The following is a 26,048-nucleotide window of genomic DNA, read 5'->3' as shown; positions in this document are numbered from 1 at the left end:
GATCAAAGGATGGGTCATTGACGGCCTGATATTGCAATTGTGTCAGGAGGGAACAACAGAAGGGGAATGCAGAAAAGCAAAACGCCGGCACAAGGCCGGCGTCTCGACGCGAACTGAGTAAAAAATTACTCAGCTACAACGTTAACAACCAGTTTCGCGAAGACTTCGCTGTGAACCTGGAAGTCCACTTCGTGCTCACCGGTGGTGCGCAGAACGCCGTTCGGCAGACGAACTTCGCTCTTAGCAACGGCAACGCCAGCTGCAGTTACAGCGTCAGCGATGTCGCGGGTACCGATGGAACCGAACAGTTTACCTTCGTCGCCAGATTTAGACGCGATGGTAACGGTGCCCAGTGCGTTGATTGCTTCAGCACGTGCGTTAGCAGCGGCCAGAACGTCAGCCAGTTTGGCTTCCAGTTCAGCGCGGCGCGCTTCGAAGAATTCAACGTTTTTCTTGGTAGCAGGAACAGCTTTGCCCTGTGGTACCAGGAAGTTACGAGCATAGCCCGCTTTAACGTTAACCTGATCACCCAGGCTACCGAGGTTTGCTACTTTATCAAGCAGAATAACTTGCATTACCTTATCCTCTCAAAGTCGTATTAATGGACCGTGACCGATTACTGATGACGATCAGTGTACGGCAGCAGGGACAGGTAGCGTGCGCGTTTGATAGCGCGAGCCAGCTGACGCTGATATTTTGCACGGGTACCGGTGATACGGCTTGGGACAATCTTACCGCTTTCGGTGATGTAGTTTTTCAGCGTTGCGATATCTTTATAGTCGATCTCTTGAACGCCTTCCGCGGTGAAACGGCAGAACTTGCGACGACGGAAATAACGTGCCATTTGGCTAGTCTCCAGAATCTATCAATTCAATCTGCTCGGCATGCAGAACCATTTTGCTCAGGCCGTTCTTTGCCTTGTGGCAAGAGATGAACCCCTGAACGGTCACTGCGCTACCGACCGTTATACTGTGAGTAATGGCCTGGTTCTCGTGTCCGCTAATAATCACGGGCATTTGACACCATGCCTGCCGGTGAAAACCGGCTTCCTCCTGCACTGAACGATGCTCAAGCACGAACTGGCAGTGTGGAATTCCTGACGGGCTGACCTTACGAAGTGGCGTCCTGCAAACAATGCCGGACAACTCCAGACGATTGGTCATCAGGATTACTCTTCAGAATCCCCAGCTTCAGAATCATCTGCGGTTTCGTTTGCGAAATCTTCGCGACGCTCACGGCGCTCGTCTTTCGCTTTAACCATCGGAGATGCTTCGGTAACAGCGTGCTTAGTACGCATTACCATGCTGCGGATAACGGCGTCGTTGAAGCGGAAGTTAGTTTCCAGCTCATCGATCGCTTCCTGCGGAGCTTCAACGTTCAGCAGAACGTAGTGAGCTTTGTGCAGTTTGTTGATCGGGTAAGCCAGCTGACGGCGGCCCCAGTCTTCCAGACGGTGGATCGTACCTTCTGCTGCAGTGATTGCACCAGTGTAACGTTCGATCATACCCGGAACCTGTTCGCTCTGGTCAGGATGGACCATAAAAACGATTTCGTAATGACGCATCGAATTGCTCCTTACGGATTATTCAGCCTCCTGTCTGGGTCAGCCGCGGCCCATGGAGGCAAGGAACGTGTTAAAGGGCGGCCGAAAAATTGACGCGTCATTCTACTTTCGCAGCCCTGGGAAGACAAGCGAATTGCGCAAATAATTCGCACTAACCGCTAAGCCGCGCTAAGTCAGTGATTTAAAATTAATCAACGGCACCAGCGACACTTTTTTGAACAACTTCATCAGAAATGGTCGCGATACCCGCGGTAGCCAGAGATTACACTTATATCAGAGCTATCGCTAACCCAGGAGGATCCCGGATTTAACGCCAGCATGGTCGACAGAACGTCAGGAGCGTAGAGTATGAAATACATCATCATTGCCGCTATGGCTGCGCTTTTACTGAGCGCCAACGCGCTCGCAGCCATCAAGATCGATGGGCGCCAGGCACGCAACATGGACGATGTGCAGAGCCTGGGCGTTATCTATATCAACCATAATATGGCGACTGAGCAAGAGGCCGATCGGGCACTTAATCAGCTGAGCGATGCGCAAGGCGCAAAATATTTTCAGCCAATCCTGATTCACGAACCGGAAAGCAACGGCGTGATTCATGCCAGCGCAGCCATTTATCGCTAATCCCAGGTTTCCCTGCGCCTCCCGGGCGGAGGCGCTCCCCCTGCCTTAGGGCCGGCGTCAACCTCGCGCTTAAAGATTCTGCTGGAAGAACGCCACCGTCGCCGCTAACGCCTCCGGCGTTATCCGGTGGCGAACCCCGTTTTGCCAGACGCACGTCAGGTGAGCGTCCAGATTGTTTTGCTGCAGCGCCTGCTGAAGCCGGAACGTGCCATCGGGCGGAACCACATCGTCTTCATCACCGTGCCAGAGCAATAGCGGTCGGTTAGCCAGGGTGTCGAGCTGACGGGAGACGTCCCATTCCGCCAGCTGTTCGGCACTGACGGCGGGCGAAGGAAACAGACGCTGTGACAGCTGCGTAAAATAACCGGAGCCCATCAGGCAGGCGACGCTTTTTATATCCGGATGATGGGTCATTATCCCCAACGCCGTCATACCGCCCATCGATGCCCCGGCGACCGCCAGCCTCTCCCCTTCAACCCACCCCTGCCCGATAACCGCCTCGCGCAAGGCCGGAAATTCGGCAAAATTTTGCAGTAAAATCGGCCAGAAGCGCTGCATCCGCCCGCGTTCATCGCCCTCGTAACGTGCACCATGTTCCGGTGCATCGGGCATAATGACCCGAAACCCGGCTTCCGCCAGCGCCACGGCGAAGTAGCTATATACCAGCTTCGACGAGGTAAAACCGTGATAAAAGATGATACAGGGCAACGGCTTATCCAGCGCATATTGCGGGCAGGCATGTAGCACTTCGCCTCCCGCCAGACGACGTATTTCGAGAGCAATCATTGACCATCTCCTTTCACTCAGGTCGCGGTGTGTCATGGGCTGATATATTCAGCAAGAAACCAGGTTCGCCATGATTCATAATGTTGAGAACTCGGTTACGCTTTCACGATATTTTCATTCGAAAATCGCGTCAGAGATAACACTTCGGGAACATTCCCCGGAAATGACATTCAGGCTACCACTACACTATGACTATCAGGAAACGAGATATGGTTATGCGCAGGTTAACACCGTGGTTTCTGGCTATCGCACTGAGCGGTTGTAGTGCCCTGCAGGGGACGCCAGAAGCCCCGCCACCCGCAACCGACCATCCGCAAGAGATTCACCGTAACCAGACGACAGGGCTACAGAAAATGGGGACGGTGAGCGTGTTGATGTACGGTTCGCCGATGGATGTCGAAGCGGCGTTGAAAACGAAAGCAGAAACGGCTAAAGCGGATTACTACGTCATCATCATGATTGATGACACCATGGTTCCCGGCCAGTGGTATTCGCAAGCGATTCTGTACCGTAAATAGCGGTACACCGTCTTTTAGCCAGTTTTACACTGCTTTGCGTCCATTCACGTTCTCCTGTGCATAATAACGTTCGGCCAGCCAACCTGGCAGGACGTTAGCAACGGACTGCCCTCGGGACTACGTGAAATGGAGCTGACGATGAAACGATCTTTTACCCTACCTGCGCTGCTGCTGACCACAGCAACAGCAAACACCTCCGCACAGTCAGCGGAATTCGCCAGCGCGGACTGCGTCACCGGCCTCAATGAAATTGGCCTGATCTCGGTCAATAATATTGCCGGCAGCCAGCAGGACGTTGAGCATGCCATCGCCGTAAAGGCCGATGAACAAGGCGCATCGTGGTATCGCATCGTCCAGATGTACGAGGATCAGCAGCCGGATAACTGGCGAGTCCAGGCCATTCTTTACGCCTGAGGCGCCTGACGTCCACGCCCCATCGCACGTAGCAGTAAATCCTCCAGCGTCGGCTCATCCAGCCGCATACCGCCGCGCGTGTCGAGCATCATGCGACACCAGGCCTCCGCCAGCGGCGGCGAGGCGTAGCGTAGCATCTGCGCACCGACGCCGAGCATATAAACCCGGCGGGCTATCTCTCTGCCCTGCTCTTCCGCAGGCCGCCGTAGCAGCTGTTGCAACTGCCGCCACGTACGGTCGAAATGGCGGTTTTGCCCTTTCACCTCTGCGCACTCCGCGGCCAGCAGCTCCAGCGCCGCCGGATGTTTACCCAGTACTCGCATCACGTCCAGGCACATGATATTGCCTGAGCCTTCCCAGATGCTATTGACCGGCATCTCACGATACAGGCGCGGCAGCTCGCTCTCTTCACAGTAGCCAATCCCGCCCAGCACCTCCATCGCCTCAGCGACAAATGGGATCCCGGATTTGCAGATCGCAAACTTCGCCGCCGGCGTAAATAAGCGGGCCCAGAGTACCTCTCTGGCGTCATCACGGCTATCCCACGCCCGCGCCAGACGGAATAGAAAGGCGGTCTGCCCCTCAAGGCGCAGCGCCATCTGGCCCAGCACCTGCCGCATCATCGGCTGATCGACCAGATTCTTACCGAACGCCTGACGCTGCAGCGCATGATAGAGCGCCACCGAATAGGCCCGACGCATTAATGCGTGGCTGCCGAGCGCACAGTCGAAACGGGTGAGCCCGCCCATTTTGAGGATTTGCCGAACGCCATCGCCCTCTTCGCCCACCAGCCAGCCGCAGGCTTCAAAGAACTCGACTTCGCTGCTGGCATTCGAGCGGTTGCCGAGCTTATCTTTCAGCCGCTCCAGATGCAGCGCATTGCGCTGACCGTCGGGAAGCAAACGGGGCACGAAAAAGCAGGAGAGCCCCTCCGACGCCTGAGCGAGAACCAGATGCGCATCGCTTTGCGGAACCGAGAAAAACCATTTATGACCGACCAGATGATAAAAGCCTTCGGCGGTTTTTTCCGTCCGGGTGGTATTGATCAGTACATCAGATCCCCCCTGCTTTTCCGTCATCCCCATACCAATTAAGACACCACGTTTCTGAGCGCCCGGCGCCAGATGCGGATCGTAGCGGTCGCTCAGTAAAGGGGACAGCCAGTCGCTAAAAGGTTTGGGTAGCGCCTGCTGTAACAGTGGCGTAGCCGCAAAAGTCATGGTTATCGGACACAGCGTCCCCGCTTCCACCTGCGCATGCAGCATAAAGCGGGCGGCGCGCGCGACAAAGGCGCCTGCGCGGGCATCCTCCTGCCAGGCAAGGTTATGCACCCGGTTTGCACACAGCCCCTGCATCAACAAGTGCCAGGCAGGGTGAAACCGGACATCATCAAGCCGGGTACCGGTCGCATCGTAGCGCAGCAGCTCCGGCGGATTACTGTTCGCCAGTCTCCCGAGCTCCAGCGACTCCGCCGCCCCCAGCTGCTGGCCGATACTGGCCAGTAAATCACTGTCCCATCCAGCCCCTTCGCGCATTACGGCTTCACGCAGCGCACTATCCGACAGAAATAAATTGCTGTTCATCAGCGGCGCAGGCTGATTGAACACGGTATGCGTTTGCCAGGCCATACTGTCTCCTTGCGTCATTGGCATGATTATTCAGTATGGCTACCCTCGCCGGACATCGCCCGCGAGTCCGGTCACAAATAAACCATCTGCCCCTTCGTGAAGCCCATCACAGCCACAGGAATTTTAAATTTCATAATAGAAAATGTATGGAATAGTTTATTCAATTGTGACTTTTTTGCTCATGTCAGGATGATTTATGCAGACCGTAACAACGACAATGGGCGCGCATAAGCGCGCGCTGATCGCCGGCTCTATCGGCAACTTTATTGAATGGTACGAATTCGCGGTATATGGCTTTCTGGCGACGGTTATCGCCCGCAACTTCTTTCAGCTTGCAGGGGAAGCGCCGCTGACCGGCCTGATCCTGACCTACGCTTCGTTCGCTATCGCTTTCTTCTTCCGCCCGTTAGGCGCCATTATTTTTGGTCGGATCGGCGATCGTATTGGCCGTAAACCCACGCTGATTATCGTGCTGGTGATGATGACTCTGGCGACGACGGCCATTGGTCTGGTGCCGGTTTATGCCAGTATCGGCATTGCCGCGCCGCTGATGCTGACGGGACTGCGCATTCTTCAGGGCCTGTTTGCCGGCGGTGAATATGGCGGCGCGGTATCGCTGATGACCGAGTTCGCCCCACGCGGAAAACGCGGGCTGTATGGCGCCTGGCAATCCTTTACCGTGGCATTAGGGCTGCTGGCAGGAGCGGGCATTGTGGCTCTGATTTCAGCCGTTCTGAGCCCGGAGGAGCTGTACGCCTGGGGCTGGCGCCTCCCCTTCTTCCTCGCCATACCGATGGGGGGAGTGGCGCTCTGGCTACGGGTGAAGATGGAAGAGACGCCGGGGTTCCTGCGCCAGCAGAAGCAGCAACAACCGCAGGCCAGCGCAAACCTCAGCCATACGCTAAAAGCCATTATGACCGGCATTGGCCGCCTGATGGTCTGGTCCGCCGCCGGGTATACCTATCTGGTTATCATGCCCGCCTATCTGCAATCCTCGCTGCATACCGGGTTTAATCAGGCGCTGTTGATTGCGGTAATCTCCAATATCGGCTTCGCCATCACCATTCTGCCCGCCGGGATACTCAGCGATAAATGGGGACGCCGCAACGTGATGGTGATTGCCGCCGTGCTGCTGCTCATTCTGGCGCTCCCGCTGCTGAAAATTCTGCAGGCGGAATCCAGCACGCTGCTGGTAAAAGCACTGGTCGTGTTGGTAGCCGGGGGATTAGTCGGCATGCTGGCGGGCCCAGGACCCGCGATGCTGTCAGAGATGTTCCCGACCAAAGTACGTTATACCGGGCTTGGGCTGGCGTATTCACTGTCGAACGCGATTTTCTCGGGATGTGCAGGGCTGATTATCACCGGTCTGATTAAGCAGACGGGGAACCTCGATATTCCGGCTTATTACGTGATGGCAACGGCGGTGGTGAGTATTTTCGCGCTGATGACGCTGAAGAAAAACGACCATCTGCGGTCGCTGGATGAGTGACAAAATTGCCCGGCGGCGCAAGCTTGCCGGGCCTACGGTTCGGTAGAACGGGTAAGGCACAGCCGGGCCTACGGTTCGGTAGAACGGGAAAAGCACAGCCGGGCCTACGGTTCGGTAGGCCGGGTAAGGCGCAGCCGCCACCCGGCAAACATATCAGCTACGCTGGCGCACCGCTTCAAACAGGCAAATCCCGGTAGCGACAGAGACGTTCAATGAAGAGACGCTGCCAGCCATCGGGATACTGATTAACTCATCGCAGTGTTCACGGGTCAGACGACGCATCCCTTCACCTTCCGCCCCCATGACCAGCGCCATCGGGCCGGTCATTTTGCTCTGGAACAGGGTGTGGTCCGCTTCACCTGCGGTACCGACGATCCAGACATTCTCTTCCTGCAGCAGGCGCATGGTGCGCGCGAGGTTGGTGACGCGGATCAGCGGAACATTTTCCGCCGCGCCGCAGGCCACTTTTTTCGCCGTCGCGTTAAGCTGAGCGGAACGGTCGCGCGGTACAATCACCGCGTGTACTCCGGCCGCGTCGGCGCTACGCAGGCAGGCGCCAAGGTTGTGCGGATCGGTGACGCCATCGAGGATCAGCAGAAACGGCTGCTCAAGCGAGGCCAGCAGGTCCGGGAGATCGTTCTCCTGATACTGACGTCCCGGCTTCACCCGGGCAATAATCCCCTGATGCACGGCACCTTCGCTTTTCTCGTCAAGAAACTGACGGTTAGCCACCTGAATCACCACGCCCTGCGCTTCCAGTGCATGGATCAGCGGCAGCAGGCGTTTATCCTCGCGGCCTTTCAGAATATAAACTTCCTGAAAACGCTCTGGAGCGCGCTCGAGCAGGGCCTGCACCGCGTGGATGCCGTAAATCATTTCACTCATTAAAGGTACTCATCTGGGGCGGTATGCGCCGGGTTAATTGGGCCGTGAACCACTTCACTTGCGCCTATTATAACCGACATAGCGTTCAAATCGACTCTTGTCCGATTAAACTGCCCGCCGCCGGGAATCGCGTTTAACCTAAATGCCGTTTTGCCTCCTGGCGCACGCGGTGCAAAACGTGATGCTTAATCTCGCTGTAGCGCGGGTGTTCCGCCAGGGTTTCGATATCTCGTTCACGGCCGAAGGGCAGGACAATCTCTTCGACGATCTTCCCCGGCTTCGCTGACATAATCAGAATACGGTCGGCGAGGAACAGCGCTTCTTCGACATCGTGCGTCACGAACAGCAGCGTGGTACCGGTCGAAAGCCAGGCCTCGCGCAGCAGCTCTTGCATCATCAGCCGGGTTTGCGCATCCAGCGCGCCGAACGGCTCATCCAGCAGCAGCACCTCCGGGCCGGGCAGCCAGGCGCGCGCCAGCGCCACCCGCTGTTTCATGCCGCCGGAGAGCTGCCAGGGAGCGTGATGCTCAAACCCTTTCAGGCCCACGCGCCCCAGCCAGTCCAGCGCCCGCGCGTTGGTCTCTTGTTTGCGGTATTTGCCCAGCCGCGGGCCAAAGGTGACGTTCTCCAGCACCGACAGCCACGGGAACAGATTCGGCTGCTGGAAAATCATGCCGCGATCCGGCCCCGGCGCGCGTACCGGTTTACCGCCCGCCGCCACACGTCCCCGGTCCGGTTGGGTAAACCCGGCCACCAGATTGAGAATGGTGGATTTCCCGCAGCCCGAAGGGCCTAACAGGACGACAAATTCCCCTTTATTCAGCGACAGGCTGATATCCTCGAGCACCGTGAACGGCTGCGGCTTAGCCGCAAAGGAGAGCGAGACGTTTTCCAGCGTGATGGCACTCATTATTCTTTCCCCGCCCAGGGCACAAACAGCCGTTGCAGCCCCAGCAGCAATAAATCCAGCAGATAGCCAATGCCGCCCAGCAGCAGAATGCCGAGCATGACGATATCAGTACGCAGATAGGAGCTGGCGTTAATCACCATCCAGCCCAGACCCGAGCTGGCCGCCACCATCTCCGCCGCAATCAGCGAAGTCCAGCCGATACCGATCGACAGCCTGACGGTGGTGAAGAGATCGGGTAGCGCATCCGGCAACACCACCCGCAGGAAGATCTGCTGACGCGAGGCGCCGAGGGTTTGCGCTACGCGAATGCGCGATCGGCCAATCCGCTCGACGGCGGCAGAAGCCCCGACCACCACGCTTAAAAAGGTGGCGATAAAGATCAGGAAGAATTTGGACGCTTCGCCGATCCTCAGCCAGACCACGGCCAGCGGGATCAGGGCGATTTTGGGCAGTGGGCGCAGGAACTGCACGAACGGGTTTAACACGGCGGCGAGGCCATCCGACAGCCCCATCAGCAGCCCCAGCGGAATGCCGATGATAATCGCGACCGCAAAGGCGCTGAGGGCACGCGCGAGGCTCACCGCGATATGTTCCCACAGCGGCACCTGGCGATAGCCATCCGCCAGCAGCTCTTCGGTGGTGAGGCCGATATCCGTTAGCGAAGGCAGCAGCAGCGGGTCGACCCACTGCCGCGTCGCCGCGACTTGCCAGACGATAAAGAAAACCGCCACCGAGACGATGCTGATGGCAATATGCTGGCTCAATCTCATTGCGCGGCTACCGCCGCATCGCGGATATAGCGTGAATCAATCGCCGCATCCCAGTTAGCCGGAATGTCGCGTTTGCGGATTTCGCCAATCCCCGCGAGGAAGCCGGAGGTTTTGCTCAGCGCTTTGCCGATACCGCTGTCGGAAGTTTGCGTCCCGTTACCCAGCCATGCCGCCGTCCCCTGCTGGCTCAGCGTGGGGTATTCCAGGCCACCAAGCGTATTCGCCGCGGTGGTCACCGGGGCGCCGACTTCTTTCGCCACGATAGCCGCCGCGCGCTCCGGGTCTTGCTTAAATTCGTCAACCTTTTGCTGGTGAACGCGCAGGAAAGCGGTCACCACCTGCGGATATTGCTCGGCAAAGGCTTTACGCACCACGTAGTTGTTGTAAATCAGGTAGCCATCTTTTTGCAGATCTTTGGTGGCGAAGACCTGATGTCCGCCGGAGGACTCCAGCTCCTGGGCAAACGGCGCCCAGACGTAGCCGGCATCGATATCACCGCGCTTCCAGGCGGCGACCATATCTGCCGGGCGCAGCGGCAGGAGGGTGATCTTGCTGCGGTCCAGTTTGTTGACGTCGATGGCGGCTTCAAGGGCGTATTGCGCCGTCGAATTGGGCGGATAGGCCACGCGCTTGCCTTCGATATCTTTAATGCTGCTGATGCCCTCTTTGCCAATCAGTCGTTCATAGCTGGCAATAACGCCGGAGACGCCAATAATCTCTACCGGCAGTTTTCTGACGATCCCCGCCGCCGCCGGGCTGGATCCGAAGTTAGCAATATCAATCGCATTGCTGGCGAAATAATTTAACGCATCGGCGCCGGAGGCAAACTGCACCCACTTCACTTTACTGTTTAACGCTTTATCCAGAGAGCCGTCGGCCTTCGCCAGCATTAATACCTGGGAGCCGCCGCTATAAGCCACCCGGACTTCGGCCGGCGTCTCCGCAAAGCTGGCGTTGGCCCATAAACTACCCGCTGCAAGGAATAAGCAGAGAATTTTTTTCATTATATTTACCCTTCGAAAATTCGGACATTTCACGCCCGGATCAATAACCGGACGCAATCGTATTCAGTGATCTCTTAACGGGCCTGCCATAATTGCGAACATCGCTCGGCCAGCGCCTGGGCCGGGTCGAACGTCAGATCAGCAAACGGCGCCTTCACCGCCGCCAGCGCCACGGGAACCTCGGTGCAGGCCAGAATCAGCTTTTGCGCGCCGCGTGCAAACAGCGCGTTGGCCTGACGCACCAGCAGCTCGCCCCCTTCTTCCAGCGCGCCGCGTTTGACCGCGTAACAGCCGGGGACAAACCACCTGGCCAGCTCCTCCGCCGTCGGCTCAATAACCGACATCCCCTGCGCCGCCAGCTTGTGCTGATACCAGCCCGCCTCCAGCGTGCCTTGTGTGGCGATAATCCCTACCCGCTGAGGTTGTTCCGCCTGCTGCGCCAGCGCGGCCAGCGTCGCGTCAACGATGTGCAGAATCGGGGCTTCGCTCACCTGACTGAGGGCGTCATACCAGTGATGCGCCGTATTACAGGGGATGGCGATATGGCTGGCCCCCGCCTGATTGAGCTGCTCAATACCATGGATAAGCTGCGGCAGCGGCGACGGCCCGCTTCCCGCCAGCGCCTTTTGTCGGTCCGCGATCTGCGGGACGTTCCACACCACCGAAGGGATCTGCTGCTGATCGTTCTGCGCCGGCGTGGCATCAAGCAGGCGCCGCTGAAAATCCAGCGTGGCGAGCGGCCCCATCCCTCCCAGCACACCGAGCAGAAACGGCTTAGTCATGGCGGGTCTGCGCCTCCAGCAGCTGGCGGTAGCCGAACAGTCCGGCAGAGCCGCCGGTATGGATAAAGACCACGTTCTCATCCTGACGGAAGTGGCCCTGACGAATCAGATCGATAAGCCCGGCCATTCCTTTCGCGGAGTAGACCGGATCCAGCAGAATACCCTCGTGGCGCGCCAGCAGCGTCAGCGCTTCCAGCGTTCCCGCGGTGGGCAGACCGTAGCCCTCGCCGACGTAATCGCTATTGGCCACCACGGCGCTGCGCGGCAACTCGCCCGCCACGCCCAGCAGATTGAGGGTTCTCGACGCCAGGTTCCAGACGTTCTCTTCCTGCTTCGCCTTCGGCGCGCGCACGCTGATGCCCAGCACCGGAACGTGGCTGTTGGTCGCCGTAAAGCCCGCCACCAGCCCCGCCTGAGTACCGGTGCTGCCCGTGGCGTGGACCACATGGTCGATGCGCAGACGTAGCTGAGATGACTGATACAACAGCTCTTCGGCGCAGGCGACGTAGCCCAGCGCGCCGATGGGGTTAGAGCCGCCGCCGGGAATGATGTACGGATTGTGTCCTTGTTCACGCAGCGTGGCGGCATACTCCTCCATCGCCTGCTGCATATCCGTGCCGCCCGGCAGATGGGCCACGATCTCCCCGCCCAGCAGTTCATCCAGCAGCACATTGCCGGAGCGTTGATAATCCTCGCCAAAATCCGTCACCCGCTGCTCCAGCAGCGCTTTGGCCTGCAGGCCAAGACGTGCGGCGCCGGCAATGGTCTGACGAACATGGTTAGACTGCGTGGCCCCCTGGGTAATCACCACGTCCGCGTTTTTCGCCAGCGCATCCGCCAGTAAAAACTCCAGCTTGCGGGTTTTATTCCCCCCGCTCGCCAGGCCGGTCGCATCATCGCGTTTTATCCATATTTTTGGCCCGCCTAATAATTTCGACAAATTATCCAGCGGCTCAAGCGGGGTCGGAAAATGACCAAGTGACACACGGGGAAAACGGGCCAGATGCATATATGCTCCTTGCACATAAAAGGGGGGGATCAAAAGTAAAATCCACTATACACAGGGGAAAAATATGGCTAATCAAAAAGAATAAATAACGATTGCTGAAAACAGACTAAGCAGGAAATACGCGGGGAAGGGAGCAATATCTATTCTGTTGTGGAATGACTTAAGGCAAAAAAGAATAACCCCCTCCGGCTGGAAGGGGTTATTTATCCGTCATACTTCGGGTTGCCGGTACGCTGCGATGCGCGTTTCCCCTGCTACCCAAATGATTGAGGGGCCGAAGGCGCTTACTCCGCGACTTTTTTCTTCGCCGCGCGCTTCGCCTTCGTCGCCGCCGCTATTTTTTGCGTCTTGGCCGACGGCTTTTTCGCGCCCTTCTCTTTCTTCGCTTTCGCCGGTTTCGGTTTGCCCTTATCACCACGGAAAGCGCTGTCTGGCTCGAAGTTCACCTGCTTGCCCGCCTGACGGCGACGGCCGGACGGTTTGCCTGCATTATTGCTGGCACCATTGGCCTTCTTCGTCTTCTCCCGGGCGGTCTTGCCGACGTTGCGCGGTCCACGCTCGCTGGAGATCAGCGAGAAGTCGATTTTACGTTCGTCCATGTTGACCGCTTCGACGCGGACTTCCACGCGATCGCCCAGACGATACGTCTGGCCGCCGGATTCACCGATCAGACGCTGCCCGACCTGATCGAAACGATAGTAGTCGTTATCCAGCGAGGAGACGTGCACCAGACCATCGATAAACAGCTCATCCAGACGCACGAAGAAACCAAAACCGGTAACGCTGGCAATCACCCCTTTAAAGACGTTACCCACCTGATCGAGCATAAAGTCACACTTCAGCCAGTCAGAAACTTCGCGGGTGGCTTCATCGGCACGCCGTTCGGTCATCGAACAGTGCGCGCCCAGCTGCAGCATCTCATCCATGCTGTAGTGCCAGCCGCCGGTTTCGGTGCTGTTGCCTTTATGGCCCTGCTCTTTCGCCAGCAGATACTTAATAGCACGGTGCAGCGACAGGTCCGGGTAACGACGAATCGGTGAAGTGAAGTGCGCGTAGGACTGCAGCGCCAGGCCAAAGTGGCCGCGGTTCTCCGGGTCGTATATCGCCTGCTTCATCGAACGCAGCAGCATGGTTTGCAGCATTTCATGATCCGGACGATCGGCAATTGAGGTCAGCAGCTCAGCGTAATCACGCGGCTCTGGTTTATTGCCGCCAGGCAGCTCCAGCCCCAGCTCCGCCAGTACGGAACGGAATGCGGTAATCGCTTCAGTGCTCGGCTTATCGTGGATACGGAACAGCGCCGGCTCCAGCGCCTTCTCAACAAAGCGTGCGGCGGAGATGTTCGCCAGAATCATGCACTCTTCGATCAGTTTGTGCGCATCGTTACGCTGCGTCTGCTCAATGCGCTCAATGCGGCGTTCAGCGTTAAAGATAAACTTCGCTTCTTCGCTCTCGAAGGAGATCCCGCCGCGTTCTTCACGGGCGCTATCCAGCACTTTATAAAGCGCATGCAGCTCTTCGATATGTTTCACCAGCGGCGCATAGTGCTCACGCAGCTCCTGGTCACCCTGCAGCATATGCCACACCTTGGTGTAGGTCAGCCGCGCGTGTGAGCTCATCACCGCTTCATAGAACTTGTAGCCGGTCAGGCGTCCCTTGGACGAAATGGTCATCTCGCAAACCATGCACAGGCGATCGACCTGCGGGTTCAGGGAACATAAGCCGTTGGAGAGGACTTCCGGCAGCATCGGTACGACCTGGGACGGGAAGTAGACCGAAGTACCGCGGCTGCGTGCTTCAGCGTCCAGCGGTGTCCCGGGACGCACATAGTAGCTGACGTCGGCAATCGCCACCCACAGGCGCCAGCCGCCGCCGCGTTTTTTCTCGCAGTAAACGGCGTCATCAAAGTCGCGGGCATCTTCGCCATCGATAGTCACCAGCGGCAGGTCGCGTAAATCCACGCGGCCCGCTTTCGCCTCTTCCGGCACCTGCTCTTTCAGCACCGAAACCTGTTTCTCTACCGCCGGCGGCCAGGTGTAAGGGATTTCATGGGTACGCAGCGCCATGTCAACCGCCATGCCGGTGCCCATATTATCACCCAGCACTTCGACGATTTTACCGATCGCTTTAGTACGTCGGGTCGGACGCTGGGTCAGCTCCACGACCACCACGAAGCCCATGCGCGCGCCCATCACCTCTTCCGGCGGGATCAGGATGTCAAAGCTCAGACGGCTGTCATCCGGTACGACAAAGCCCACGCCGGCGTCGGTGAAATAGCGGCCGACAATCTGGCTGGTTTTTGGCACCAGAATGCGCACTACGCGCGCTTCGCGGCGGCCTTTACGGTCCGCGCCCAGCGGCTGCGCAAGGATCTGATCGCCATGGATGCACATTTTCATCTGCTCGGAAGAGAGATAAAGGTCATCTTTACGCCCTTCGACGCGCAGGAAGCCATAGCCGTCGCGGTGGCCGATAACGGTGCCTTTGAGCAGGTCGAGACGCTCAGGCAATGCGTAGCACTGGCGGCGGGTAAAGACCAGCTGCCCGTCACGCTCCATGGCGCGCAGGCGGCGTCGCAGCCCCTCGAGTTGTTCTTCTCCTTCGATATTCAGTTCTGTCGCCAGCTCGTCGCGACTGGCCGGTTTTTCACGTTTTGCTAAATGATCGAGGATAAATTCCCGGCTTGGGATTGGATTCGCATACTTTTCAGCTTCGCGTTCCTGGAAAGGATCTTGTGACATGTCGGTTCCTCCGTTGTCATCTCTGATGAGAGTTTATGTCACTCCACCAGTAATAATTTATAAAGCGGTTGATTTTCTTCAACCAAATCAGCCAGCGTGTAGTTATCTAGTTCCTTGAGAAAACTTTGCGCAGCTTCAGCCAGCGCCTTTTTCAGGCGACAGGCGGGGGTAATATGGCAAAATTCGCTGCTGCAGTTGACCAGCGACAGCGGTTCCAGATCGCGGACGACATCGCCAACCCGAATGGTTTTCGCCGGCTTACCCAGGCGAATCCCCCCGTTCTTACCCCGCACGGCCATTACATAGCCAGCACGACTTAACTGATTGATTATTTTTACCATATGATTACGGGAAACGCCGTAAACCTCCGTCACTTCGGAGATACTCGTCATTCTTCCTTCCGGCAACGAGGCCATATAAATCAGCGCCCGTAATCCGTAATCCGTGAAACTCGTTAACTGCACATCAACCTCAGGGTAAGGGGGAAAGCGGCATACACTCATCATTCAGGTCACTGCTGCGTTGTGCGATCGGCCGCATCCTGAAAGCTGGTGTGTATTAATCCTCGGGTAAGACCGTATTGATACTGTATTGATGATAAACCAGCCAGCGCTCAGGCCGCTAATTTATTTGAAATGGGGCGGGTGAACAGCAAAAACAAGGGGCGCCTTAGCGGCGCCCCAGGAGATGATTATGCGTCAAACGGATCGCGCAGAATCATCGTCTCAGAACGGTCGGGACCGGTAGAGATGATATCAACCGGCACGCCGGTCAGCTCTTCAATACGCGCGATATAGTTCAGCGCTGCCTGCGGCAGACCGCTGCGCGTTTTCACACCGAAGGTGGTTTCAGACCAGCCCGGCATGGTTTCATAAATCGGCTCAATGCCTTCCCAGTTGTCAGCAGCCAGCGGAGTGGTCGTCACTTCGCGGCCGTCCGGCAGACGATAGGCAACGCAGAGCTTCACTTCTTTCAGGCCGTCCAGAACGTCCAGCTTGGTCAGGCAGAAGCCAGACAGGGAGTTGATCTGCACCGCGCGACGGATCGCAACGATATCCAGCCAGCCGGTACGACGACGACGGCCGGTAGTGGCGCCGAACTCGTTACCCTGCTTGCACAGGAACTCGCCGATATCATCAAACAGCTCAGTCGGGAACGGACCTGCGCCGACGCGAGTCGAGTAGGCTTTGATGATTCCCAGAACGTAATCCACGTAACGCGGACCCAGGCCGGAACCGGTCGCCACGCCACCTGCGGTGGTGTTAGACGAAGTCACGTACGGATAGGTACCGTGGTCGATATCCAGCAGAGTCCCCTGCGCGCCTTCGAACATCACGAAGTCGCCGCGCTTACGCGCCTGGTCCAGCAGATCGGAAACATCGACAACCATCGCCGTCAGAATGTCGGCAATCGCCATGACATCATCCAGCACTTTCTGATAGTCAACCGCTTCTGCTTTGTAGAAGTTCACCAGCTGGAAGTTGTGATATTCCATCACTTCTTTCAGTTTGACAGCGAAGGTTGCTTTATCAAACAGGTCACCAACGCGCAGACCGCGGCGTGCGACTTTATCTTCGTAAGCCGGGCCGATGCCGCGACCGGTGGTACCGATAGCTTTCGCACCACGTGCTTTCTCACGCGCAACGTCCAGCGCGACATGATAATCGAGGATAAGCGGACAGGCTTCGGACAGCAGCAGACGCTCACGAACAGGGATACCACGGTCTTCCAGACCTTTCATCTCTTTCATCAGCGCAGCCGGAGACAGCACGACACCGTTACCGATGATGCTGGTGACATTCTCGCGAAGAATACCTGATGGAATAAGATGGAGGACGGTTTTTTCACCGTTGATTACGAGAGTATGGCCTGCGTTGTGGCCACCCTGGTAGCGCACAACATATTTAGCCCGTTCAGTCAGGAGATCGACGATCTTCCCTTTACCTTCGTCACCCCATTGGGTGCCCAGTACGACGACGTTGTTACCCATTTTTCAAAATCACCGTTTGCTTAAAAATGGATTCTACCATCGCTTTTTCAGAGTTACAGCACTTTTTGCAGGCAATTCCAGGCAAGTCTGACCACTTTTTGATCAAGCCAGCGATTTCGTCAACATGTAGTAGATGACAAACCCGGCAACCACAAGACCACCGCCAAAACGGCGTAATAAATTATCCGGCAGCTGGCTCATTGTCGCGACCATCCGACGCCAGGCGCGCGGATAAAGCAGTGGCCCGAGCCCTTCGAGTACTAAAACCAGCGCCAGTGCCAGCCAGATTGTTGCGTTCATTATTGACCCTTAGAAAGAAAGCTCGTCCCCGCCCACAAGAGGCATTGACGGGAGAGCAATGCGGAAACAGACCTTTTGCGGCATTGTCCGGTATTTCACGTTCATTATGAACTGGTATCGCACAAAAATGCCCATAACTTATTGTGTTAAAAGTTATTTATAAAACTGCACCTATAAAAAAGGCGCCTTTCTCAAGGCGCCTTTTTACTCACAATATCACTTACTTGCGAACTGAGTCCGGCGATTTCATATAGCGGAAGAAATCGCTGTCCGGGCTGAGAACCATCACGTCCTGATTGCTCTGGAAGCTATTCTCATAGGCGCGCAGGCTACGGATAAAGGCATAGAAGCCCGGATCCTGGCTAAATGCATCGGCAAACAGCTTCGCGGCATCCGCATCACCTTCACCACGCATGATACGGCCCTGACGTTCCGCTTCAGCCAGCGTCTTGGTGACTTCATAGTCCGCCGTTGCGCGCAGCTTCTCAGCCTCTTCCTGGCCCTGTGAACGATGACGACGCGCTACCGCTTCACGCTCGGCGCGCATACGGTTGTAAATCGCTTCGGACACTTCAGCCGGCAGGTTGATCTGCTTGATACGTACGTCGACAACTTCAATACCCAGCGCCGCCATACTGTTCGGGTTAATAACCGGCACCTTACCGTTGGTTTCTGCCGATACGCGCTCTGCCGCTTTAGCGATAGCATCGTCGGCCGCCGGCGTACTGACTTCATCTTCTGTCCCCGCTGAACCGGAGTTCAACGCATCACGCACTTCCAGCGTCAGACGACCGCGGGAATCGGTGACGATATCCTTCACGTCCAGGCGACCAATTTCGGAACGCAGACGGTCAGAGAACTTACGCTTCAGCAGCACTTCGGCCTGGGAGACGTCGCCGCCGCCGGTTGCCAGGTAGTAGCGGCTGAAGTCGCTGATACGCCATTTGATGTAGGAGTCAACGATCAGGTCTTTCTTCTCTTTGGTAACAAAGCGATCGGCCTGGTTGTCCATGGTCTGAATGCGCGCATCCAGCATTTTCACTGATTCAATAAACGGGAGCTTGAAGTGCAGACCCGGAGAATAGACCAGCGGTTTGTTTTCACTATCGCGGAGAACTTTACCAAAGCGCAGCGTAATCCCACGCTCGCCTTCTTTGACGACAAAGATCGACATGTAAAGCACTACCAGCACGATGACAATTATCGCAATAACAGATTTACGCATCGTTATTCCCCCTGACGCTGGTAGTCGTTACGCTGCGCGTTAGCGCGGCGTTGGTCCATAATGTTGCCGTCCGTGGTGGTCGGCGTGGTGCTGGCACTGCTTGAGCTGGATGCAGGCGGCAGACGCAGCAGATCGCTCGCGCCACTGCTACCGCTCTTTGCCGCCGGAGCACCGGCGCCTTTCAGCATCTGGTCCAGAGGCAGAACCATCAGATTGCCGCCCTTATCGTTCACCAGCACTTTACGGGTATGGCTCAGCACTTTTTCCATGCTTTCGATATACAGACGTTCGCGGGTGATTTCCGGCGCAGCTTTATACTCAGGCAGGATCTTCGCAAAGCGCGCAACTTCACCCTGTGCTTCGAGAACGGTCTGAGTTTTGTACGCACGCGCCTCTTCAAGGATACGCTGCGCCTGACCATTGGCTCGCGGCTGAACTTCGTTGGTATAAGCTTCGGCTTCACGGATGTATTGCTGCTCGTTCTCACGCGCCGCAATCGCATCATCAAATGCCGCCTTCACTTCTTCCGGCGGACGCGCCGTCTGGAAGTTGACGTCCAGCAGGGTGATCCCCATGTTGTACGGGCGAATCGTCTCTTCCAGCTCACGCTGGGTATCGCTACGAATAACGGTACGACCTTCGGTCAAAATGCGGTCCATGGTGTACTTGCCGATTACGCCGCGCAGGGCGCTGTCGGTTGCCTGACGCAGGCTATCGTCCGCGCTGGCCACGCTAAACAGGTAGCGCTCAGGATCGGTCACACGATACTGGACGTTCATCTCAACGCGCACGACGTTTTCATCGGACGTCAGCATGACGCCAGAAGCCGCCAGTTCACGTACCGACTCAACGTTAACGGCCTGAACGTTATCGATAAAGGTTGGCTTCCAGTTAAGACCTGGCTCAACCAGATGGCTGAATTTACCAAAGCGAGTGACCACACCACGTTCAGCTTCCTTGATGGTATAGAAACCGCTGGCAGCCCAGATAATAACCGCAGCCGCCGCCACGATGCCGACAATGCGTCCGCCCATCGGGCCGCGTGGTCCCTGAGAGCTGCTACCGCTCCCCTGGCCCCCTTTACCGCCACCGAGACCGCCAAGTTTTTTACTTAACTTGCGGAAGATATCATCCAGATCGGGCGGCCCCTGCTCGCGACCACCTTTATTGCCATTTCCCCCGGAGTTGCCGCCTTGGTTATTGCTGCTCCCCCACGGGTCGCGGTCCTGTCCGTTATTACCGGGCTGATTCCACGCCATGTATATGCTCCATATTTGTTTTTGATATCCCCACAGGGGTTAATATCTTCAGGCAAGCTGCAAGGTCAAATCACGTAATCAACCAGCGCTGGCTCTTGTTTACAGAGGCGACGCCAGTCAACGATCGGCATGCGCACCTGCAGACCCACGCTGCCGTCATCCTCCAGCCACTCTTTTTCTATCGCCTGAAGCTGATAGAACCGACTTCTCAGTCGCCCTTCCTGTGGCGGTAGACGCAACGTGTGCTGCGCTACTTCACCGGAAAGCCGTTCCGTCAAAGCCTGAAAAAGCAGTGGTACGCCAACCCCGGTCTGGGCGGAGAGCCAGACCCGAATCGGTTTATTCTCTTCATCTCTATCGATACGCGGTTCAAAATCATCCAGCATGTCGATTTTGTTCATCACCAGCAGCATCGGGATCTCATCGGCCTCAATTTCCGCCAGGACCGTATTTACTGCATCAATGTTTTCCTGCACCCGAACATCGGCTGCATCAATCACGTGCAGCAGCAGCGTCGCCTGACGCGTCTCCTGCAAAGTGGCTTTAAACGCCGCGACCAGATCGTGCGGCAGATGGCGAATAAAGCCAACGGTATCCGCCAGCACGGTCTCGCCCACATCGGTAACATCAATGCGGCGCAGCGTCGGATCCAGCGTCGCGAACAGCTGGTTCGCAGCGTAGACCTCGGCTTCCGTTATCTGGTTGAACAGCGTTGATTTTCCGGCGTTGGTGTATCCCACCAGCGAGACGGTTGGAATATCGGCTTTGGCTCGTGACCGCCGTCCTTGCTCACGCTGTTTTGACACTTTCTCCAGCCGCGACAGGATCTGCATGATCCGATTGCGCAGGAGTCGACGGTCAGTTTCGAGCTGGGTTTCACCCGGGCCGCGCAAACCAATCCCGCCTTTCTGTCTTTCAAGGTGGGTCCAGCCGCGAACCAGGCGCGTGGCCATATGGCGCAGCTGTGCCAGCTCAACCTGCAGTTTCCCTTCATGGGTACGCGCGCGCTGGGCAAAAATATCTAAGATAAGACCTGTGCGATCGATAACCCGGCATTCGCATAAGCGCTCCAGATTTCGTTCCTGAGCCGGGCTCAGGGCATGATCGAACAGCACGACTGACGCGCCGGTCGCTTTTACGGCTTCCGCAATTTCGACAGCCTTACCTTCACCAACAAAATATTTTGGGTGCGGTGCTTTACGGCTACCGGTAATCACCTGCATTGCTTCGACACCGGCAGAGGAGACCAGGGATTCAAACTCCTGAAGGTCTTCCATATCTTTGTCTTGCGAAAAATAGATGTGTACCAGCACCGCCTGCTCACCGGCATCATAACGGTCAAACAAGCGTAAACCCCTTATAAAATACCAGCGGGGAACACAGTTACCCGTTGTCTTTCAGGTCGCATGGACGTTGGCTTTCTTGCCCGACTCTGGCCGGGCCGCCACACGCGTCGTTCAAATCTGCCCCTGGCAAATTTGTTATTCACCCCAGTCATTTACTTACGCAAATGGCTGGGGAGTCACTACGCGCCGCCTTTCTGCAACCTGAAACGCATCGAATAAACCTGGCTCCCCGGCATGGAAAAACAGCATCAACCTTATTCGGTGTCTTCGCTGTCTTGCTGCGGCGCAGATGAACCCTGCGCGCTACCACCGTGGTGATAGTTGCTTGTACCGCCGCCAGCATTATTGCTGTGGTGAGACACCGGGCGAGACGGGACAACAGTAGAAATTGCGTGCTTGTAGACCATCTGGCTGACCGTGTTTTTCAACAGGATCACGAACTGATCGAAAGACTCAATTTGCCCTTGCAGCTTAATACCATTCACCAAATAAATAGAAACCGGAACGCGTTCCCGACGCAAAGCGTTCAGGAACGGATCTTGTAAAGATTGCCCCTTAGCCATTCTCTCTTTTCCTTATATGTATGCTTGTTTTGTACTCAGAACCTTACGATTCTTAAAAAAAATTACGCACGATACCGTTTAATTGTACACGTTCAGTCCTGGCTCGCACCAACTACCTGTAATACTTTGTTGAGCGCCTGTTCAGGATGTTCACTATCTAACCAGTGAATATCTTCCCAGCCGCGTAACCAGGTAATCTGACGTTTCGCTAACTGTCTCGTGGCGCAAACACCTCGATAAACCATTTCATCATACGGGATCTCGCCATCAAGATATGACCACATCTGGCGGTATCCGACACAACGAATGGAAGGCATATCCGTATGCAAATCTCCGCGGGCAAAAAGCGCCCGTACTTCTGCTTCAAAACCCGAAGCCAACATCTGATGAAAACGCTGCTCTATGCGTTGATGGAGCAGTTCACGGCTCGCCGGGGCGATGGCGAACTGATGCACCTGGTACGGCAGAGCGTCTCCTGACGTTTGCGTCAGTTCCGTTAAAGTTTTACCCGAAATGAAAAAAACTTCCAGTGCCCGGGAAAGTCTTTGCGGATCATTTGGATGAATACGCGCGGCGGCAACGGGATCGATCTCCTGTAGCTGCCGGTGCAATGCGTGCCACCCCTGCTCTGCTGCCTGCTGCTCAATTTTAGCCCTGACCTGTGGATCCGCCGACGGTAACGGCGACAATCCTTCCAGCAACGCTTTGAAATACAACATCGTTCCGCCAACCAGTAGCGGAATACGCCCGGCTGCGACGATCTCCGCCATTTCAGCCAGCGCATCGCGGCGAAAATCCGCCGCGGAATAAGCCTCTGCCGGATCGCGAATGTCCAGCAGCCGATGCGGCGCAGCGCTCAGCTCCGCGGCATCTGGCTTGGCAGTGCCAATATCCATTCCTCGATAGATAAGGGCGGAATCAACACTAATCAACTCTACCGGTAAAATTTTACGCAACGCAATCGCTAAGGCGGTTTTACCGGAGGCCGTCGGGCCCATTAAAAATATTGCCTTAGGCAGGCTCGCCGTGGTGGTATCACTCATCTTTCAGGGCAGTCATCACCGAATGTAAATCAACAGGTTGTAACAGACCACCCGGCGGCGCTTTTACCAGCTGCGGGCACAAACGTTCAACGTCGGCCAGCACGGTAATCGCCTGCGCCATATTCCACTGCGCATGTTCGCTCGCCAGATTACGCGCGATCCACTGCGCGATGTTGCCGACGTCGAATGCCTTTTGCTGCGCCAGGTAGCCTATCAGTTCAGGAATCAAGATTTGTAAATTTTGTTGTCTTAAGGGTAAAGGCACGGCGCGAACCGTTAAATGTTGCGCGTCAGACTGCAGATCGATACCCAGTAACGCCAGCGCCGACTGCGCTTTATCCAGCGCCGCTTTCTCCGCAGCGGACGCTTTCAGCCGCAGCGGGATCAGCAGCGGCTGAGCGCACACCGGCTCTACCTCCGGCGTCAGCTGCGCCTGCCGCAGCCAGCGTTCGGCAACCGGCAACGACAGCAGCGCCAGCTTGCCGTCTCGCTCCAGCAGCGCGCAATCACCAGCAACGATAGTCAGTACGCGGCCAAAGCTTTGGCTGTGCCCGGATAGCCCCTCCGCTGCAGGTGCCGGTGCGCTGCTTTTGCGTTCCACCGCCGGTGTTTCCAGCAGCTGGCGATAGAGCGCCCCCTGCTGTTTCTGATAGCCGGGCTGCGCATGCGGCCAGCTGGCCGCGCCCGCAGCAGCTCCCGGAGACGGGCGCGGCGCCTCGCTACTATAGCGCGGTGCCGCGGGCTCACGAACCGCCGCCGGCTGGGCAAAGTGGTTGCCGCCCGCCGCCACCCGGTTTTCCGGAACCGTCGGGCGCAGCGGCTCAGCTTCGTGTTCTTCTGCCAGCGGGGCGTTAAGCTGCTGCTGGAGCACGCTCAATACGCCCTGATAGATAAAGTCATGCACCAGACGCGACTGGTGGAAACGGACTTCATGCTTCGCCGGGTGGACGTTGACATCCACCTGGTGCGGATCGATCTCCAGATAAAGCACAAATGCCGGCTGCTGGTCGGCCCCCAGCTTATCTTCGCAGGCCTGACGAATCGCATGATTAATTAAACGATCGCGCATCATGCGACCATTGACGTAGCAATACTGAATTTCCGCCAGCGTCGGGTTGGTATGTAAAGGATCGGCCACCCAGCCGCGCAGGGTCAGATCGCCATGCTGCCACTCGATCGCCAGGGCATGTTCGAGAAACGGCATGCCGCAGATCGCGCCCAGCCGCCGTTCGCGCTGGCCGCCCTCAGGCACCGCACGATACTGGCGCACCGCTTTGCCGTTATGGCTGAGGTTAATGGTGACGTCAAAACGCGCCAGCGCAATGCGTCTGACGATTTCATCGATGTGGCCAAACTCGGTCTTTTCGGTACGCATAAACTTGCGCCGCGCCGGGGTGTTGTAAAACAGATCCAGCACTTCCAGCGTGGTCCCAACCGGATGCGCCGCCGGTTTGACGGTCACCTCCTGATCGCGCCCCTCGGCGTAGGCCTGCCAGGCCTCCTGCTGTTCCGCAGTGCGGGAAGTCAGCGTCAGTCGGGCAACCGAGCTGATACTGGCTAGCGCCTCGCCGCGAAAACCGAGGCTGATAATCGCTTCCAGGTCGTCGAGCGTGGCAATTTTACTGGTGGCATGACGGGCCAGCGCCAGCGCCAGCTCGTCCTTTTTGATCCCGCAGCCGTTATCGCGAATGCGGATAAGCTTTGCGCCGCCGCGCTCGATATCAATATCAATTCGCGTCGCGCCAGCGTCGAGACTGTTTTCTACCAGCTCCTTCACCACCGACGCCGGACGTTCCACCACCTCACCTGCGGCAATCTGGTTGGCGAGCTGCGGCGGTAGAACCTGAATCGGCATGACTGACTCCTTAATTGATCAACGTCCTGCCAGGCGAAGTGGCGCTGGCGGTTTGGGCGGTCTCTCCGCGCGGTGCCGACTGAAGCGGATGTTGCATAAAGTAGTTACGCAGGCCGTTATAAATGGCTTCGGCAATCTGCTGCTGATAATTGTCGCTGCCTAACAGGCGCTCTTCTCCGGTGTTGCTGATGAAGCCGGTTTCCACCAGGATCGACGGAATATCCGGCGAGCGCAATACGCCAAGGCTGGCATGCTCAGGGCGGCGTTTGTGCAGATCGCCCACCCGCTGCAGCTGGCTCAATACGTTTGTCGCCACATCATAGCCAACGCGCTGTGAATGGCCGAACTGTAAATCCAGCACCGCCTGGCTCAGGTAAGGGTCCGACTGGCTGTTCGCCAGCACATCGCCCGCGCCGCCCAGCAGTTCAGACTGCTTCTCATGCTGCTCGAGCCAGCCCGCCATCTCGCTGTTCGCACGACGGTTGGACAGCACCCATACCGACGCGCCGGTGGCATCGCGATTCGGTGCCGCATCGGCGTGAATGGACACCAGGAAGTTAGCATTCTGCTTACGCGCCACGTCAGAACGCCCCATCACCGAAATAAAGTAATCCCCATCGCGGGTCAACACTGGCTTGAATAGCGGATCGGCATTTAACAGCGCGCGCAGTTTGCGAGCGATGGCAATCGTGACATTCTTCTCTTTGGTGCCGTTCGGTCCAATCGCGCCAGGATCCTGTCCACCGTGACCGGCATCAATGGCGATAATCACCTTATCATCCGACGCCACCGCACGGCTTACCGGGCGCGTCACGCTCTGGCTGCTGGTCATCGCCGTTTGTCGTTCGCTACCGGACGATTTGAACGGATTCCGTGCGGGCTCAGCCGGGCGTACAGGCTGCACGACAGGGGCTTCTACCCGTTTGGCTACCACCGGCGGCGGCGGTGGAGGCGGAGCATCGGCGTTAATGGTGAAAACCACGGTGTAGTTTGAGCCATTTTGCTGCTTCACCGCGCGCGTTTTACCATCTTCCGTCAGATCCACCAGCAGTCGCAGAGTCTGGGTATCCTGCGGCGTTCCCGCCCGAATGCTTTTCACCAGATTGTTGCCGCTGAACAGCAGCGGTAGCCCCTGAAGCGCGCCGCTCTGCTTAATATCCAGCGCCACGGTACGCTTGCCCTGTGGAGTGAACGAATATTCGGGATCGCCGATAAAACTAATCGTAATACGGGCCTGCTGATCTCCATTTGCAACCTGGATATCGGATAAACTTGCCGCAGTGGCCTGAATGCTAAACAGCATCAGCGTCGCGGCCAGCCAACTGGTTATGCGATAGATCATC

27 protein-coding genes are annotated in these 26,048 nt (G+C 57.0%); 4 read left to right on the top strand and 23 right to left on the bottom strand.

Annotation, left to right across the window (positions count from 1 at the left end):
* Positions 1 to 125 precede the first annotated feature (125 nt).
* The 4 genes from rplI to rpsF are packed head-to-tail and all read right to left on the bottom strand — an operon-like array spanning position 126 to position 1,564.
* Positions 126 to 575 carry a 50S ribosomal protein L9 gene (gene rplI, locus AC007G_RS18285; protein WP_004857125.1) on the bottom strand — a complete coding sequence of 150 codons (450 nt, stop codon included), beginning with the start codon at positions 573 to 575 and terminating at the stop codon, positions 126 to 128.
* A 41-nt stretch (positions 576 to 616) separates the two neighbouring features.
* A complete protein-coding gene (rpsR, locus tag AC007G_RS18280; RefSeq protein WP_000135199.1) occupies positions 617 to 844 on the bottom strand; it encodes a 30S ribosomal protein S18 in 228 nt (75 codons plus the stop codon).
* Between the two features lie 4 nt (positions 845 to 848).
* Positions 849 to 1,163, bottom strand: coding sequence for a primosomal replication protein N (gene priB / locus AC007G_RS18275; protein ID WP_004857121.1), 315 nt, complete (start codon positions 1,161 to 1,163; stop codon positions 849 to 851).
* 5 nt (positions 1,164 to 1,168) lie between these two features.
* On the bottom strand, positions 1,169 to 1,564 hold the full coding sequence (gene rpsF, locus AC007G_RS18270; protein WP_004098001.1) for a 30S ribosomal protein S6: 396 nt from the start codon (positions 1,562 to 1,564) through the stop codon (positions 1,169 to 1,171).
* Positions 1,565 to 1,912: 348 nt separating this feature from the next.
* Between rpsF and AC007G_RS18265 the strand changes: the two genes are divergently transcribed.
* On the top strand, positions 1,913 to 2,188 hold the full coding sequence (locus AC007G_RS18265; RefSeq protein ID WP_004857116.1) for a YdgH/BhsA/McbA family protein: 276 nt from the start codon (positions 1,913 to 1,915) through the stop codon (positions 2,186 to 2,188).
* Between the two features lie 69 nt (positions 2,189 to 2,257).
* On the opposite strand, the gene yjfP is transcribed toward AC007G_RS18265, so the two are convergent.
* Entirely contained in the window at positions 2,258 to 2,974 is a 717-nt protein-coding gene (gene yjfP / locus AC007G_RS18260; protein ID WP_180888768.1) for an esterase, read from the bottom strand.
* A 209-nt stretch (positions 2,975 to 3,183) separates the two neighbouring features.
* Between yjfP and bsmA the strand changes: the two genes are divergently transcribed.
* Both bsmA and yjfN read left to right on the top strand, forming a co-directional pair.
* Complete coding sequence (gene bsmA, locus AC007G_RS18255; protein ID WP_032689819.1) at positions 3,184 to 3,492, top strand: biofilm peroxide resistance protein BsmA; 309 nt, start codon at positions 3,184 to 3,186, stop codon at positions 3,490 to 3,492.
* A gap of 138 nt (positions 3,493 to 3,630) precedes the next feature.
* Entirely contained in the window at positions 3,631 to 3,906 is a 276-nt protein-coding gene (yjfN, locus tag AC007G_RS18250; protein ID WP_047663823.1) for a DUF1471 family protease activator YjfN, read from the top strand.
* Here the strand turns inward: yjfN and AC007G_RS18245 are convergent.
* Entirely contained in the window at positions 3,897 to 5,534 is a 1,638-nt protein-coding gene (locus AC007G_RS18245; protein WP_479466636.1) for an isovaleryl-CoA dehydrogenase, read from the bottom strand. The two genes, yjfN and AC007G_RS18245, sit on opposite strands and share 10 nt — an antisense overlap.
* A 196-nt stretch (positions 5,535 to 5,730) precedes the next feature.
* Here AC007G_RS18245 and AC007G_RS18240 point away from each other — a divergent pair, with 196 nt between their 5' ends.
* Positions 5,731 to 7,023, top strand: coding sequence for an MFS transporter (locus tag AC007G_RS18240; protein ID WP_099001399.1), 1,293 nt, complete (start codon positions 5,731 to 5,733; stop codon positions 7,021 to 7,023).
* 153 nt (positions 7,024 to 7,176) lie between these two features.
* Here the strand turns inward: AC007G_RS18240 and rlmB are convergent, their stop codons facing one another.
* The 17 genes from rlmB to amiB form a co-directional block, all read right to left on the bottom strand.
* Positions 7,177 to 7,908 carry a 23S rRNA (guanosine(2251)-2'-O)-methyltransferase RlmB gene (rlmB, locus tag AC007G_RS18235; RefSeq protein ID WP_004857074.1) on the bottom strand — a complete coding sequence of 244 codons (732 nt, stop codon included), beginning with the start codon at positions 7,906 to 7,908 and terminating at the stop codon, positions 7,177 to 7,179.
* 133 nt (positions 7,909 to 8,041) lie between these two features.
* The gene (locus tag AC007G_RS18230) at positions 8,042 to 8,818 is read right to left on the bottom strand and encodes an ABC transporter ATP-binding protein (RefSeq protein WP_032697153.1); all 777 of its coding nucleotides are present in this window, start codon (positions 8,816 to 8,818) and stop codon (positions 8,042 to 8,044) included.
* Positions 8,818 to 9,588 (bottom strand): ABC transporter permease, encoded by a 771-nt coding sequence (locus AC007G_RS18225; RefSeq protein ID WP_479466635.1) that lies wholly within the window; start codon positions 9,586 to 9,588, stop codon positions 8,818 to 8,820. The genes AC007G_RS18230 and AC007G_RS18225 overlap by 1 nt, the downstream gene beginning before the upstream one ends.
* Positions 9,585 to 10,592 carry a taurine ABC transporter substrate-binding protein gene (locus AC007G_RS18220; protein ID WP_032689826.1) on the bottom strand — a complete coding sequence of 336 codons (1,008 nt, stop codon included), beginning with the start codon at positions 10,590 to 10,592 and terminating at the stop codon, positions 9,585 to 9,587. The genes AC007G_RS18225 and AC007G_RS18220 overlap by 4 nt, the downstream gene beginning before the upstream one ends.
* A gap of 74 nt (positions 10,593 to 10,666) precedes the next feature.
* On the bottom strand, positions 10,667 to 11,374 hold the full coding sequence (gene cuyB / locus AC007G_RS18215) for a cysteate racemase (protein WP_046853217.1): 708 nt from the start codon (positions 11,372 to 11,374) through the stop codon (positions 10,667 to 10,669).
* Positions 11,367 to 12,383 carry a D-cysteate sulfo-lyase gene (gene cuyA / locus AC007G_RS18210; RefSeq protein WP_032698333.1) on the bottom strand — a complete coding sequence of 339 codons (1,017 nt, stop codon included), beginning with the start codon at positions 12,381 to 12,383 and terminating at the stop codon, positions 11,367 to 11,369. The genes cuyB and cuyA overlap by 8 nt, the downstream gene beginning before the upstream one ends.
* A 284-nt stretch (positions 12,384 to 12,667) precedes the next feature.
* The gene (gene rnr, locus AC007G_RS18205) at positions 12,668 to 15,124 is read right to left on the bottom strand and encodes a ribonuclease R (RefSeq protein ID WP_032689829.1); all 2,457 of its coding nucleotides are present in this window, start codon (positions 15,122 to 15,124) and stop codon (positions 12,668 to 12,670) included.
* A 38-nt stretch (positions 15,125 to 15,162) separates the two neighbouring features.
* The gene (gene nsrR, locus AC007G_RS18200; RefSeq protein WP_032689830.1) at positions 15,163 to 15,588 is read right to left on the bottom strand and encodes a nitric oxide-sensing transcriptional repressor NsrR; all 426 of its coding nucleotides are present in this window, start codon (positions 15,586 to 15,588) and stop codon (positions 15,163 to 15,165) included.
* Between the two features lie 227 nt (positions 15,589 to 15,815).
* Entirely contained in the window at positions 15,816 to 17,114 is a 1,299-nt protein-coding gene (locus tag AC007G_RS18195; RefSeq protein WP_004857049.1) for an adenylosuccinate synthase, read from the bottom strand.
* Between the two features lie 102 nt (positions 17,115 to 17,216).
* Complete coding sequence (locus AC007G_RS18190) at positions 17,217 to 17,414, bottom strand: DUF2065 domain-containing protein (protein WP_032689831.1); 198 nt, start codon at positions 17,412 to 17,414, stop codon at positions 17,217 to 17,219.
* A 220-nt stretch (positions 17,415 to 17,634) separates the two neighbouring features.
* On the bottom strand, positions 17,635 to 18,639 hold the full coding sequence (hflC, locus tag AC007G_RS18185) for a protease modulator HflC (protein WP_032689832.1): 1,005 nt from the start codon (positions 18,637 to 18,639) through the stop codon (positions 17,635 to 17,637).
* Positions 18,640 to 18,641: 2 nt separating this feature from the next.
* Positions 18,642 to 19,898, bottom strand: coding sequence for an FtsH protease activity modulator HflK (gene hflK / locus AC007G_RS18180; RefSeq protein WP_004857040.1), 1,257 nt, complete (start codon positions 19,896 to 19,898; stop codon positions 18,642 to 18,644).
* A 65-nt stretch (positions 19,899 to 19,963) separates the two neighbouring features.
* Positions 19,964 to 21,244 (bottom strand): ribosome rescue GTPase HflX, encoded by a 1,281-nt coding sequence (hflX, locus tag AC007G_RS18175; RefSeq protein WP_004857038.1) that lies wholly within the window; start codon positions 21,242 to 21,244, stop codon positions 19,964 to 19,966.
* 254 nt (positions 21,245 to 21,498) lie between these two features.
* Positions 21,499 to 21,807: an RNA chaperone Hfq gene (hfq, locus tag AC007G_RS18170; RefSeq protein ID WP_004857035.1), complete on the bottom strand. Its 309-nt coding sequence runs from the start codon at positions 21,805 to 21,807 to the stop codon at positions 21,499 to 21,501.
* 92 nt (positions 21,808 to 21,899) lie between these two features.
* A complete protein-coding gene (gene miaA, locus AC007G_RS18165; RefSeq protein WP_032689833.1) occupies positions 21,900 to 22,850 on the bottom strand; it encodes a tRNA (adenosine(37)-N6)-dimethylallyltransferase MiaA in 951 nt (316 codons plus the stop codon).
* On the bottom strand, positions 22,843 to 24,705 hold the full coding sequence (gene mutL, locus AC007G_RS18160; RefSeq protein ID WP_479466634.1) for a DNA mismatch repair endonuclease MutL: 1,863 nt from the start codon (positions 24,703 to 24,705) through the stop codon (positions 22,843 to 22,845). The genes miaA and mutL overlap by 8 nt, the downstream gene beginning before the upstream one ends.
* 10 nt (positions 24,706 to 24,715) lie before the next feature.
* Positions 24,716 to 26,047, bottom strand: coding sequence for an N-acetylmuramoyl-L-alanine amidase AmiB (amiB, locus tag AC007G_RS18155; RefSeq protein ID WP_032697148.1), 1,332 nt, complete (start codon positions 26,045 to 26,047; stop codon positions 24,716 to 24,718).
* Between the last annotated feature and the right edge of the window lies 1 nt (position 26,048).

This window comes from Klebsiella sp. CSG-1 (genome assembly GCF_056521145.1).
Note: the sequence above shows the minus strand (reverse complement) of the source record. Positions and strands in the feature narration are given on the sequence as shown.